Genomic DNA, 13,719 nt, shown 5'->3' with positions numbered 1-13,719 from the left:
AAAAAAGCCATCCGCCGGTTGATTGGCAAATGGCTTTTGTGAAGCTGTATTCTGTTGTGGTGGTTGTTCCCAGTTTGGGAACAGCCATTATTGAAGATGCTATTCTTTGTCTTTCTGCGACACCTGCGCATAGGCTTCCTGCTGGACAAGCAGCCCCGCCGAAAAGCCGTATTTAAAGCGGCTTTCGTTTTCCTCACACTGAGCGATTGCCACCTGCTCCCGCAGTTCTTCAACCAGTGCATAGTCCTCTTTGCTCAGACGCTCCGATAAGGCATCCATCAGGGCGGCGCTGGCTTTGACTGCCTGCTTGAACCTCGGTGAATCAGCGACCACCGTTTCACATGGATAAAATCTGCCGTTATACATTTCTTCCAGAATCATGCGTCCACCTCCCTCAGACAAAAATCATCTCAGACAGGATGATTTCCTCTGCCCGGCTGCGAATGCTGTTCATGGTTCCGACCCACGCAAGCTGGTCACGGGCTTTCAGTTCCTCGGTGACACTCTCTGCCTCCTGCATCTGCGAGACGATACACGCCAGTCGGTCAGCGGCCTGTTCGTTCAGGTCAGCAAGATATGTCCAGAGTTTTCCCAACAGAAGCAGTGCATTGTACTGGCCGGGCCGGTGTTCTTGCAGAAACGTCTTGTGCATCCGGCCCCACCGTCCAATGGGGCGGCTTTCCTCCGGCAGCTTCAAATCGGGAATGTAGTAGTCTCCCACCAGCGTGTAGCTGATGCCGTTTTGATGGATTTTCTTTGGTAAATGCTCCATGTTCGACCTCCTGTATTCAGTTTTTTCAGAATCCAGTTGATCGTGTCCCTGTTCATGATAAATTCAAGGCAACTGAACTCTTCACGAACAAGTATGGCATATCCTTTCAAACCGGGCCTGAATCAGATCTTGGAGTATGCTCGAAAAGAAGGACTGATTTGCGCCGTCGCCTCCTCGTCTCCGCGGGAGATGATCGAGTATTTACTGGAACGAAACGGCCTTGCCTCCTTTTTTTCGGTCGTCCAGAGTGGGGAAGAAGCGCCGCACGGAAAGCCGGCGCCGGATGTCTTCCTCATGGCCTGCGAAAAAGCCGGCGTCCAGCCTGAAACGGCCCTGGTCATGGAAGATTCGGAAAGCGGAATTTTGGCCGCTCATCGAGCCGGGATTCCTTCCATTTGGATTCCCGATTTGATTGAAATTGATAAAGAGGTGCAGGCCCTGGCCTGGCATATTTGCCAAAGTCTCTCCGAAGTACCGGAACTTCTTGAAAAAAATACGGCCCGGGACTGAGGGATTTCAGTCTCGGACCGCGTCGGTCAAATGTTGCGGGCGACGAGTTTTTCAAGGGGCTCGTCAGGTCGTTTGAAGGGAATATCTGGTTTTTCTTTTAAATAATCGAGGGCAAAGCCTAGGCAGGTTGCGGCCCCATAGGGCAGGCCGTCTTCATCGAGGTCGAATTCCGGCGTGTGGTGATTGGCGCCGCAGCCTTTTTCTTTATTTTCGATGCCCGTGAAGATCAGGACGCCCGGGTAGAGCCGGGCCGTGAGGGCAAAGGTTTCCGACGCCATCCAGGGCTGGCAGTCCGTTAAGACGTCAGGGCCCATATATTTTTGGACGGCTTCCCGGGCAATGCGGACGCAGGCGGGATCGTTCTGGACTTCGAATAAGGGGTCCGGCATGTGCAGGATTTCGTAGCTGCACCCGTAGGTTTGGCAGGACTTTTTAAGGATGTCCTGAAAGGCTTCATAAAAGCCCTTTCCGGCATTGTCATAACTGAAGAACCGCGACGTTCCCGAAAAGGTCAGGGAGTTGGGAATGACGTTGAGTGTATCGCCGCTGTGCAGGCTGCCGATAGAGTAGGTCAGGCATTCCTTGGGCGAGACGATGCGCATGCGCAAGGCCTGCAGGTTGCCGTAGAAATCGTGGAAGCAGTCGATTGGGCTTTGGGCCAGGTCCGGACGGGAACCGTGGCCGCCGTGACCGTCGATGCGGATTTCAAAGCCAAAACCGCCGGCCATGGGGGCTTCGTCGCAGATGGCGATTTTTCCGGCCGGAATGTCCCAGCGGACGTGGGTGGCATAGCAGGCGTCGACCTGCCAGGGGCTGTCCTGTTCAAGGTAGCGCAGGAGATATTCAAGCGGGCCTGAGGCTTCTTCGCCCCGTTCAAACATGAAGAGGATCGTGCCGTCCCACTGATCTTTCCAGCGGTTCAGTAGTTTTGCCGCGACGAGCTGCATGGCCATGTGGCCGTCGTGACCGCAGGCATGCATGACGCCTGCGTTGCGGGAGCGGCAGACCCGGGAGCAGGAGAGATTCTTTTCGCCTTCCGTAATGGGCAAGGCATCGACGTCGGCCCGAAGGAGCAGGGTCTTTCCCGGTCCCTTGCCGTCGATCCAGGCGATGAGCCCGCCCTGGTCGACGAGGCGGTAAGAAATGCCGTATTCATCGAGCTTTTTGGCGATATAGGCAATGGTCTGATCCTCTTGTTTTGATAATTCCGGATATTCGTGGAAGTGGCGGCGCAGGGCGACGAGTTCCCCCTGCTCTTCTTTTACAGCTTCAAAGATATTGATCATATGAGATTCCCCCTTTTAGCTATTCTTCGATTCCCTCGCGGGCCGGAATGCCCCGGTCGAAGGGATGCTTTATCTTTTGGATTTCAGAGACGTAGTCGGCAAGGTCGATGAGGGCTTGACTGGGATTGCGTCCGGTCAGGACGACTTCCGTTTTGGCCGGCTTTTCTTGCAGAAAGCGGCGGACTTCTTCTTCGGGTACTAAGCCCAGGGCCGAGGCGCCGACGAGTTCATCACAGACGACGAGGTCGGGCTTTTGGTCGAAGCAGAAGGCGCAGACCTTATGGAATAAGTCCGTTTGCGCTTCTTTCGTCTCTCTTTTCTCATCATCGGTCATCTGGAAGGTGAATTTCAGGATGGCCTTGCCCCGAAGGACGGTGATGGCCGGAATCTGGGCTAGGGACGTGAGTTCGCCCGTCGGCCGTCCTTTTAAGAATTGGGCAAAGAGGATGCGCCCGCCGCGGCCGGCACAGCGCAGGGCCAGACCTAAGGAAGCCGTCGTCTTGCCTTTCCCGTCGCCGCAATAAATATGTATTAAACCTGTGTCCAAGAGATTACCCCCTTTTATATTCTCTGGCGGACTGTTACGTTCACCTTATGAGTGAATTATATCATAACGATAGGCTATCAGATAGTGGTCAGTACCGTCTATTCGTGTTATAATATAACATCATTAATTTCTGAAGGAAAGGAAGGCCGGGATGATGAAAGAACGAGCGCATCAACTGCTTATGGCACTGGAAGATGCCGGTTTTGAAGCCTATGTCGTCGGCGGAGCTGTTCGCGATTTGCTCATGGGACGGACGCCCCATGACTACGACATTGCCACGTCGGCCCGGCCTGACGATATCCGCCGCGTCGCCGAAGAAAAAGGCTGGCATACGGCAGAAATCAACGCCGAAGCTTTTGGCATCGTCGTCGTCGTCCTCGACGGCCAACCCTTTGAAGTCGCCACCTTTCGCGGCGAGTCTTACGGCAGTGACAGCCATCGGCCGGACCGCGTCTGGTACGCCGATACCCTTCGCGAAGACGTGCTGCGCCGCGATTTTACCGTTAACGCCCTAGCGATGGATGGCAGGGGAGAAGTCTATGACTACGTCGGCGGCCGAAAGGATTTAAAGAAGAAACGGCTGGTTACGGTCGGCGATCCCGTCCGCCGCTTTCAGGAAGATGCCCTGCGCCTCTTTCGCCTGTGCCGCTTTGCCGGTCAGCTCGATTTTACGGCCGCCACCGAAACGGTAAAGGCCATGCCGGCCGCTTTTGATCGCGTGTCCGGACTGTCTCTCGAACGGGTCGTCGGTGAACTCGACCGCCTGATGGTAACACCGGCTGCTTTTCGCGGCTTAGATATTCTCGTTCGCAGCGGTCTTGGGGCCTGTTCGTGCCGCCAAAAGGAAAACGGCGTTTATACGGCCATTCCCATCCTGCCGGAATTGAGCCACTTGCCCGATACGCCCCAGTCTATGCCCTTTCATCGCTACGATGCGTGGTTTCATACCTTGGCGACAGTGGCCCATACGCCGCAGGATCTGACCATCCGCTACGCTGCGTTATTTCACGATGTCGCCAAAGGCCTGCCTGGGATCCGCGGTGAAAAAGAAGGGCGGTATACCGATTACTGCCACGATTCGGAAGGGGCTGATATGGCCAAGGCCGTGTTGCTGCGCTGGCGCAAGAAACCGGCCTTTGCCGAACGCGTGGCTTGGCTGGTCAAGACCCATATGAAATTTCATTTTTTTGCCAATACGTCAGAGGGAGACGTCGACAAGTGGCTTCGCCGCGAAGCTCTGCAGGGGCCCTTCCATCGGACGGAAGAATTGGTCGAAGCTGTTCAACAGGCGACGGCTCTGTCCATTGGCGATATCATCGGCTGCGGCCGTCCCGATACGAATACGGAAGGAACGGAATCTTTCGGGGCGTATATGACTATGTTGGCCGAAGCCATGCCGGTTAGTACCAAGGACCTGGCTTATGACCGACGCATTCCAGACCAGTGTCGGAATCGTACCGGCCAGTGCCTGCGCGTCCTCTTGAAACGGGTTCAAAACAAGGACCTGGCCAATGACGCCGACGTATTGGCAGCGGCAGCCCAGCGCTGGATGGAACGCCATGAGGGGGATGCAAATCATGGATTATAACGAAAAAAGAGAGAACCGCTATATCCGATTCCGTGTCACCTTCTGTGTTTGCTGCATGATGCTCCTTTCGGCAGCCGTCCTGGGTGCCCTTTTTTATCACCAAGTTCTCCATCATGATGACATGATGGCCATGGCCGAGATGCAAAGTGAAACGGAACGCAATCTTCAATCGCCGCGGGGCATGATCCTGGACCGCAACGGCAAGGTCCTGGCCATCAGCGAAATGTCAAAATCGCTCTACGCCGACCCGACCATGCTCAATGAACCGCCGGAAAAGGTGGCTCAGCTTTTGGCACCGTATCTTCGTATTTCTCAGGACGAAATACTGCGGCGCCTTAAGGAAGACACGGCCTTTGTCTGGCTCGACCGCCAGATGGACCACGATAAATACGAAGCCGTGGAAGGCGTCATTAAGAGCGAAAAACTGCACGGTCTCGTCTTTCGCGATGAAAACCGCCGTTTTTATCCTAATGGCACCATGGCGGCTCAGGTCATCGGCTTTGTCGGTGACAATGACCGCGGTCTCGATGGCATCGAAATGATGCTTGATGATGAAATCCGCGGCAACAAGCAGACCTTCCGCCTTCAGACCGACAGTAACAACATTCCGGTCTTTGACTCGGCCCTTAAAAAATTCCTGCCCGATAAAGAACGGTCGGTCAGCCTGACCCTCGACAGTACCATCCAGTATCTTGCCGAAAAAGAACTGGACGGCATTATGGACCGTAATAAGCCGGAAGGGGCTGCCATCATCGTCATGAATCCTAAGACCGGTGAAATTTTGGCCATGGCCAGCCGTCCGACTTACGATTTAAATAATTATGGCAAGGGCGATAAAGAATCGTATCGGAATCGGGCTGTGGTCAACGTCTATGAACCGGGATCGACCTTTAAGCCATTGGTGGCAGCGTCGGCTCTCGATTCGGGAAAATGGCGCGTCAGCGACGTCTACAACGATACGGGCACGATTCAGGTAGCCGACCGGACGCTGCAGAACTGGGATGAGAAGGGGATGGGTAAGGTCACTCTTCGGGAAATCATCATGTACTCCATTAATACCGGTATGGTCCACATTGCCGAAACGGCAGGGGGAAAATTATTGACCGAATATGCTCATCGTTTCGGCTTCGGCTCGATTACGGGTATCGAACTTCCGGGGGAACAGGAGGGCATCCTGTTTTCGCCGAGTACCATGTCTATCGTCGATACGGCTTCGATGGGGATCGGCCAGGGCATTGCCGTTACGCCCCTGCAAATGGTCCAGGCTTTCAGTGCCATTGCCAACGACGGCCATATGATGAAGCCTTTCATCGTAAAGGAAATCGACAATCCCGACGGATCGGTTTATGAAAAGAGAGAACCCGTTGAAGTCGGTCAGCCGATTAAGCCGGAAACGGCAGAAATAATCAGTAAATTTATGGGAGAAGAAATTTCTTCCGGCGGCGGTCAAAATGCAAAAATTGAAGGCTATACCTTCGCCGGTAAGACCGGGACGGCCCAGAAGAAAACGGCCGACAGCACGGGTTATGCCGAAGGGCAGTACGTCGGTTCCTTCATCGGCTTTGGTCCCTTGGAAGATCCGCAGTTCTTAGTCTTGATCGTCGTCGATGCGCCGAGCGGCTCCTATTACGGGGCTCAGGTCGCCGCGCCGGTCTTTAAGGACTTGATGACGGAAATCGTCCGCATGAAGGGCCTGAGGCCGACTTCGGATACGGGTCTTAAACCTTCGGCTCCCGTAGTTACGGCACCGCCGAGAGTGATACCGCCTGTCCATCAGACCGAAGACGGAGTCCTCATCCCGTCGTTTATCGGCTGGAGTACGAGGGAAGTCAATGACTGGCTCAATGAAGCCGGCCTTGGCTTTGTGCCCAAGGGAATGGGCGATGCCGTCCAGCAGGACCCGCGGCCCGGCAGTTATGCGCCTTCCGGAAGTGACGTCACGGTCACTTTCAAGCGCTGACCGGAGGCATCATCATAGGCTACATAGGGGGAATATCATGCAATTACTCAATGGGAAAGACGTGGCGGCCTTTCATCGTCAGCGCATTGTTCAACAGATACAGGAGGTTCGGGAGAAACGGGGAATAGAGCCCGAACTGTCTATCGTCGTCGTCGGCGACGATGCACCGTCGGCCATGTACGCGGCGTCGATGCAAAAGACGGCCCGCTCCGTCGGCTTAAAGGCCGCTATCTATCGCCAAGAGGCAAATATCGGTGAAGCAGATCTTTTGGCCCTCATCGACAGGCTCAATGACGATGTGTCGGTCTTTGGCATCTTATTGATGATGCCGCTGCCCGAATCCTTTGACAGTCAGCGCATCATCAATCGCATCGACCCGTCGAAAGACGTTGACGGCCTGACCGATGCCAATATCGCCCGCCTGTGTACGGGACGACCGGGGTTCGTTCCCTGTACGCCGCGAGCCGTCATGGCCATCCTTGACTATTACCATCTTTCGTTAAGTGGCAAAGAAGTGGTCATCATCGGCCGCAGCACCGTCGTCGGCAAACCGCTTTCACAGCTTTGCCTGCAGCAGAATGCGACGGTAACGGTCTGTCACAGCCGGACGAAGGATCTCAAGGCCGTCTGCCAAAGGGCCGATGTCATCATGGCAGCGGCCGGTCGGGCAGGCCTCGTTACCGGCGATATGATAAAACCCGGCGCTGTCGTCATCGACGTCGGCATCAACCGCGTCGAAGGCAAGACCGTAGGCGACGTCGCCTTTGAAGACGCCGCTCTTTTTGCCGGATCCATCACGCCCGTTCCGGGCGGTGTCGGTGCCGTGACGACGATGATGATTCTTGAAAACGTCGTCTGCGGCATCGCCCGGACAGAAACTATTTCATAACAGAGAGGGGAGTATCTATGAATATCTTAGATAATTTTCTAGTTCATTATTTACGTCGCTTCGATAGAGATTGTTTTACCGTACGACTTCACGATAAGACCTACACCATTGGTGAAGGTCAGCCCTTGTTCAATATCATCATCAACAAAGACATCCCCAAGAAAGAGCTTTTGGCCTCGACGTCACTGGCTCTCGGTGAAGCTTATATGCGCAAAGACGTTGAAATCGAAGGCGATTTGTTTACGGCCCTGCGCTGCCTCTTGTCGCAGAACAGCCAGTTCTCGCTGGATAAATCCTTCTTTAAGCGCCTGCTCTATCCGTCGGAATCGAAGGCTGCTCAGAAGCAGCAGGTTTCGTCGCACTATGATCTGGGCAACGATTTCTATGCCAAATGGCTCGATCCGTCCATGAGCTATTCCTGCGCCTACTTTAAAAAGGACGACGATACCTTGGAACAGGCTCAGCACAATAAAGTCCATTATATTTTGGAAAAACTGGCCCTGGAAGAAGGAATGACCCTCCTCGATATCGGCTGCGGCTGGGGCTACCTCCTCATCGAAGCTGCTAAGAAATACGGCATCAAAGGCTATGGCTGCACGCTGAGTAAGGAACAGTGGAAGAAGGGCCAGGAACGGATTGAAGCCCTGGACCTTCAGGATAAGGTTCAGATCGATCTCGTCGACTACCGCGATCTCGTTGCCGAAGGCCGCCAGTACGACCGCATCGTCAGCGTCGGCATGCTGGAACACGTCGGTCGTTCCAACTATCCTTTATATATGGAAACGGCCAGCCATCTCTTAAAAGACGGCGGCATGTTCCTGCTCCACTACATCAGCGGCCATGACGAAAGCATCGGCAACCCGTGGATGCGCAAGTACATCTTCCCGGGCGGAACCTTGCCGTCGCTCCGCGAAATCGTAAGCCTGGCTTATGATAACGACTTCCAGGTCATCGACGTCGAAAGCCTGCGCCGTCATTATTACAAGACGCTGATGTGCTGGTTCAATAACTTCCAGAAGGTTCGCGACGAAGTCATCGCTGCCAGAGGCGAAGAATTTGCCCGCATGTGGGATCTTTATCTCTGCGGCTGCGCCGTCTCCTTCTACATTGGCAACATCGATCTCCATCAGATCCTGATGACCAAGGGCAGCAAGAATGACCTGCCTATGACTCGTTGGTACTAATGGCGTTCAACAGTACTTCTTTGTAAATCGACAAAAACCACATATCTACTGAGAGAGGACTTTTTGTGATATAATTTTCACAAAAAGTCCTCTTTTTTGGCATAAACATGCCTGCTGCGGCAGATCGTCGGAGTGGACTCACAATTTCAATTATTTACGTATCGTTTACGTAAAACGTATAACTATGCGCTTATCGATGATAAAATAGCATTAACACTATGCTTGACTTTTATACCTGCAGCGACTATACTAAAAGCATAGAAACGTTAAACGTTATACGAGTCCGGATTAAATTTTGTTCATTCAGAAAAGGAAGTGTACTTTATGATTAAGCAAATTGTAAAAACTTTGGATGGTAACGAAGCTGCGTCCCACGTGGCCTATAACTTTACCGAAGTCGCAACTATTTACCCGATCACCCCGTCGTCTCCGATGGCTGAACACGTTGACGTATGGGCAGCCAACGGCCGTAAGAACTTATTCGGCCAGACCGTTAAGTTGGTTGAAATGCAGTCTGAAGCCGGTGCTATCGGTGCCGCTCACGGCGCTTCCGAAACGGGCAGTCTCTGTACATCCTTCACGGCTTCTCAGGGCCTCATGCTGATGATCCCGGTCATGCACCGTCTGGCTGGCGAATTGAAACCGATCGTCCTGCACATCGCAGCTCGTACGGTAGGGACGCACACCATGTCCATCTTCGGCGACCACTCTGACGTTATGGGCTGTCGTAACACCGGCTGGGCTATGCTCTGCAGCGCCAGCGTTCAGGAATGTGCTGACCTCGCTGCTGTCGCTCACTTGGCTACGATTAAAGGCCGCGTACCGTTCATGCACTTCTTCGATGGTTTCCGGACGTCTCACGAAATTCAAAAGATTAAAATGCTGCCGGCCGAAGAATTAGGCAAATTGATCGACCGCAAAGCGCTCTATGATTTCAAACACACGGGCCTCAATCCGGAACATCCGGTTATGCGCAGTACGGTTACCAACCCGGATATGTTCTTCCAGTCCCGCGAAGCAAACAATATCTGGTACCAGCGCCTGCCTTACATCGTTCAGGACTACATGGATCAGATCGGCGAATTGACCGGCCGTCCGTACCACCTCTTCGATTACTACGGCGCTCCCGATGCTGAACACGTCGTCGTTGCTATGGGCTCCGTTACCGGTGCTATCCAGGAAACGATTGATAAACTCAGCAAAGACGGCAAGAAAGTCGGCTTCCTCCAGGTACGTCTTTATCGTCCGTTCTCCCTCGAACACTTCATGAAAGCTATGCCGGATACGGTTCGCACGATCACCGTTATGGACCGCACGAAAGAACCGGGCGCCTTGGGCGAACCGCTTTACGAAGACGTCTGCGCTGCTGTATCCCACATCAAACAGGACGTTACCGTTTTGGCCTGTCGCTATGGCCTGTCGTCGAAAGACGTTCCGCCGGCATCGATCCACGCCGTATTCAACAATATGGAAGCCCTCCAGCCGAAGAACCACTTCACCTTGGGCATCATCGATGACGTAACCCATCTGTCCATGCCGGATATCCCCATTGCCGTTGACACGGAAGGCACGATCAGCTGTAAGTTCTGGGGCTTCGGTTCTGACGGTACGGTCGGCGCTAACAAGAACTCCATCAAGATCATCGGCGACAACACCGATATGTACGTCCAGGCTTACTTTGAATACGATACCAAGAAATCCGGCGGCGTTACCAAATCTCACCTGCGCTTTGGCACCAACCCGATCCGGGCTACATACTACGTAAAAGCAGCCGACTTCCTGGCTTGTCATAAACAGGCTTACATGGATACCTATGACATCGTCAGTGAAATCAAAGAAGGCGGTATCTTCCTGCTCAACTGCAACTGGGATAAATCGGAAGTTGCCAGCCACCTGAGCAACAAGGTTAAACGCCAGTTAGCTGCTAACCACGTTAAATTCTACATCATCAACGCTACCAAGATCGCTGAAGAAATCGGCCTCGGCAGCAACCGTACCAATACGGTCCTCCAGGCAGCCTTCTTCAAACTGGCGAACATCATGCCGATCGATGATGCTGTAAAACATATGAAAGACGCCATTGCGAAGACTTACCTGGCAAAAGGCGAACAGGTCATCTCCATGAACCAGGCAGCTGTCGACCGCGGCATTTCCGACCTCGTCGAAGTCGAAGTTCTGCCGGAATGGAAAGATCTCCCGTCCGATCCGGTCGTCGAAGATACGAGAAATATTCCTGACTTCATTAAGAACGTCGTTGAACCGTCGAACTTACAGATTGGCGATTCGATTCCGGTCAGCGAATTCGTTCCTTACGCTGACGGCTCCTATCCGTTGGGCACGACGCAGTATGAAAAACGCGGTGTCGCTTCCAAGGTTCCTGAATGGGATGTCGACAAGTGCGTTCAGTGTAACCGCTGCGCCCTGGTCTGCCCGCATGCTGTCATCCGTCCGTACCTCTTGACGGCTGAAGAAAAAGCCAACAGCCCGGAAAGCTTCAAGACCAAAAAAGCCATCGGCAAAGGCCTCGAAAATTATGAATTCCGCATTCAGGTTTCGCCGCTCGACTGCTACAGCTGCAGCGCTTGTGCTAACGCTTGCCCGGCTCAGGCTCTGACCATGAAACCCCTCGATACCCAGCGTCATGAAAGTGAAAACTTTGATTATGCCCTCACCTTATCGGTAAAAGAAACGGGCCTCGATAAATTCTCCGTTAAAGGCAGCCAGTTCAACCAGCCGCTCCTCGAGTTCAATGGTGCCTGCGCCGGCTGTACTGAAACGTCTTACATGAAACTTTTGACGCAGCTCTTTGGATCGCGTATGATCGTTGCCAATGCGACGGGTTGTACCCAGGCTTGGGGCTCTGCTATGCCGAGCATTCCGTACACGACGAACCACGAAGGCTTCGGTCCGGCTTGGTCGAACTCGGTCTTTGAAGATAACGCCGAATTTGCCCTCGGTATGTCCCTCTCCATGGATCAGCAGCGTGAAGCCATCATCATGAAATCGGAAGAACTCCTGCCCTTGACGGAAGGCGCTCTCCACGATGCCATCCAGGCTTGGCTCGATTCCATCGGCGTCGCTAACGAAGGCGAAGTTACAGAAGGCATCAGCCGGACGTACCTCAAAGAATTGATGGCCGCGAAATTGACCGGTCAGGCAGCCGATCTTCAGAAAGACATCCTGGCTCATAAAGAACACGTCATCAAGAAGACGATCTGGATGTACGGCGGCGACGGCTGGGCTTATGACATCGGTTACGGCGGTTTGGACCATGTCATGGCTACCAATGCCAACGTCAACATCATGCTCGTCGACACGGAAGTTTACTCCAATACGGGTGGTCAGTCCTCCAAGGCTACGCCGATCGGTGCCGTCGCTCAGTTCGCAGCTTCGGGCCGCAAGTTCAACAAGAAAGATTTGGGCCGTCTGCTCATGACCTATGGCCATATCTACATCGCTCAGGTTGCTCTTGGTGCCGACGCGAACCAGCTCATCAAAGCCGTTAAAGAAGCGGAAGCTTACAACGGTCCGTCCATCGTCATCGCTTACGCACCGTGCATCAACCACGGTATCAAGGGCGGCATGGGCAACGCACAGAACGAAATGAAACGCGCCGTAGAAGCCGGTTACTGGCACCTCTACCGCTACAACCCGCTCCTCAAGGAAGAAGGAAAGAATCCGTTCATCCTCGATTCCAAGGAACCGACCCAGTCCTTCCGCGATTACCTCCTCGGCGAAACGAGATACGCAGCGCTCACGCGTACCTTCCCGGATATTGCTGAAGAACTCTTTGCCAAGGCCGAAGAATTTGCTGCTAAGAAATACGAAGTATACAAAGAATTGGCCGACAAATAACGTTTGCACGACTATAGATCTGCTCAATCTATAGATACACGCTCAAAAACCATATACATACCCCAAGGCGAAGGCTGCTCCGGCAGCCTTCGTTTTGCATGGGAATCCTTTTCCTTCCAAAACACGTATCGTTTATGATACAATAAGACAGAAAGCAGGTGGTTACTATGAAGAAGATATGGCTCATCCGCCATGGCGAAAGCATTGCCAATGCCGGTGAAGCGACGGACGATCATAAAAGTATTCCCCTGTCCGAATTGGGGTTGAAACAGGCCCAGGCCTTGGCCCTGCAAATACCGAAACAGCCGGATCTCATCGTGACCTCGCCGTATCTTCGGGCACAGCAGACGGCCATGTATACCATCGGACGATTTCCCGATGCAGCGACGGGGATTTGGGATGTCGTCCATGAATTTGTCTATCTGGCGCCGGCTACTTGTGTCGGGACGACATCGGCTCAGCGGCGACCCAGAGTCATCGACTATTGGCGTAACCTCGATCCCGACTACGTCGATGGCGAAGGGGCCGAAAGTTATCGGCAGCTCATCGACCGCATTGAGCGAACCCTGGCCCTCTTGAAGCGACGCCCGGAAGAATTTATCTTAGTCTTTACCCATGCCCAGTTCATCCGGAATTTTCTCTTAGTCTATGAAAATCCGAACCTCCCCGTCGAGGAGTATATGGCGGCCTTTCGCCGCAGCCGTTCCATTCGCAACGGGCAGATCATCGAAGTGACCATGAACTGGTAAAGGCATGTGTGGATCATCCCTTTTTGAAAGGAGTGTTTTAACATGGAATTACAGTACAGTGACAATAAGATTTGGATTGAAAATGAACAGGGCAAGGTCGTCGGGGAAGTCGACTTCATCCAGCGTGAGGACGGCAACTACGACATCGTCCATACCTTCGTCGACGACAGCCTGCGCGGCCAGGGGGCTGCGGGAAAATTGGTCAAAGCCGCTGCCGATGAAATCCGCAAGCGCAATAAGAAGACGGCGACCAGCTGCACCTATGCCCAGGCCTGGTTCAAGCGCCATACGGAAGAACAGGATCTCTTAGGATAATAGAAAGCAGATAATGAAAAAGGCTCCCTGCCGTTGAACTGCTACCCGTCAAGTAGACACTCAA

General features: G+C 53.4%; 12 protein-coding genes. 8 read left to right on the top strand and 4 right to left on the bottom strand.

Going from position 1 to position 13,719, the window contains the following annotated elements:
* Positions 1–99: 99 nt before the first annotated feature.
* Positions 100–381, bottom strand: a complete 282-nt coding sequence (locus HMPREF3201_RS02550) for a DUF6809 family protein (protein WP_062411599.1) — start codon at positions 379–381, stop codon at positions 100–102.
* Between the two features lie 13 nt (positions 382–394).
* Entirely contained in the window at positions 395–772 is a 378-nt protein-coding gene (locus HMPREF3201_RS02545) for a TnpV protein (protein ID WP_062411598.1), read from the bottom strand.
* Between HMPREF3201_RS02545 and HMPREF3201_RS02540 the strand changes: the two genes are divergently transcribed.
* The gene (locus HMPREF3201_RS02540; protein ID WP_082709378.1) at positions 764–1,282 is read left to right on the top strand and encodes an HAD family hydrolase; all 519 of its coding nucleotides are present in this window, start codon (positions 764–766) and stop codon (positions 1,280–1,282) included. The two genes, HMPREF3201_RS02545 and HMPREF3201_RS02540, sit on opposite strands and share 9 nt — an antisense overlap.
* A gap of 26 nt (positions 1,283–1,308) precedes the next feature.
* Here HMPREF3201_RS02540 and HMPREF3201_RS02535 read toward each other — a convergent pair whose 3' ends face one another.
* Together HMPREF3201_RS02535 and HMPREF3201_RS02530 are read right to left on the bottom strand one after the other, a co-directional pair.
* The gene (locus HMPREF3201_RS02535) at positions 1,309–2,568 is read right to left on the bottom strand and encodes a M20 metallopeptidase family protein (protein WP_062411597.1); all 1,260 of its coding nucleotides are present in this window, start codon (positions 2,566–2,568) and stop codon (positions 1,309–1,311) included.
* Between the two features lie 19 nt (positions 2,569–2,587).
* Entirely contained in the window at positions 2,588–3,115 is a 528-nt protein-coding gene (locus HMPREF3201_RS02530) for a cob(I)yrinic acid a,c-diamide adenosyltransferase (protein ID WP_062411596.1), read from the bottom strand.
* A gap of 154 nt (positions 3,116–3,269) precedes the next feature.
* Between HMPREF3201_RS02530 and HMPREF3201_RS02525 the strand changes: the two genes are divergently transcribed.
* From HMPREF3201_RS02525 to HMPREF3201_RS02495, 7 genes are all read left to right on the top strand, one after another.
* Positions 3,270–4,703 carry a CCA tRNA nucleotidyltransferase gene (locus HMPREF3201_RS02525; RefSeq protein WP_062411611.1) on the top strand — a complete coding sequence of 478 codons (1,434 nt, stop codon included), beginning with the start codon at positions 3,270–3,272 and terminating at the stop codon, positions 4,701–4,703.
* The gene (locus tag HMPREF3201_RS02520; protein ID WP_227163127.1) at positions 4,693–6,663 is read left to right on the top strand and encodes a penicillin-binding protein; all 1,971 of its coding nucleotides are present in this window, start codon (positions 4,693–4,695) and stop codon (positions 6,661–6,663) included. Before HMPREF3201_RS02525 ends, HMPREF3201_RS02520 begins: the two co-directional genes overlap by 11 nt.
* Positions 6,664–6,700: 37 nt before the next feature.
* A complete protein-coding gene (locus HMPREF3201_RS02515; protein WP_062411594.1) occupies positions 6,701–7,552 on the top strand; it encodes a bifunctional 5,10-methylenetetrahydrofolate dehydrogenase/5,10-methenyltetrahydrofolate cyclohydrolase in 852 nt (283 codons plus the stop codon).
* Between the two features lie 17 nt (positions 7,553–7,569).
* The gene (locus HMPREF3201_RS02510) at positions 7,570–8,736 is read left to right on the top strand and encodes a class I SAM-dependent methyltransferase (protein ID WP_062411593.1); all 1,167 of its coding nucleotides are present in this window, start codon (positions 7,570–7,572) and stop codon (positions 8,734–8,736) included.
* Between the two features lie 324 nt (positions 8,737–9,060).
* Positions 9,061–12,591: a pyruvate:ferredoxin (flavodoxin) oxidoreductase gene (nifJ, locus tag HMPREF3201_RS02505; RefSeq protein ID WP_062411592.1), complete on the top strand. Its 3,531-nt coding sequence runs from the start codon at positions 9,061–9,063 to the stop codon at positions 12,589–12,591.
* A 167-nt stretch (positions 12,592–12,758) separates the two neighbouring features.
* Positions 12,759–13,340: a histidine phosphatase family protein gene (locus HMPREF3201_RS02500; protein WP_062411591.1), complete on the top strand. Its 582-nt coding sequence runs from the start codon at positions 12,759–12,761 to the stop codon at positions 13,338–13,340.
* A 42-nt stretch (positions 13,341–13,382) separates the two neighbouring features.
* Entirely contained in the window at positions 13,383–13,655 is a 273-nt protein-coding gene (locus tag HMPREF3201_RS02495; RefSeq protein WP_062411590.1) for a GNAT family N-acetyltransferase, read from the top strand.
* The last annotated feature ends 64 nt before the right edge of the window (positions 13,656–13,719 follow it).

Origin of the sequence: Megasphaera sp. MJR8396C, from assembly GCF_001546855.1 — a bacterium.
Classification (GTDB): Bacteria; Bacillota; Negativicutes; order Veillonellales; family Megasphaeraceae; genus Megasphaera.
The sequence above is the reverse complement of the archived record's forward strand: the minus strand, read 5'-3'. Positions and strand labels throughout refer to the sequence as shown.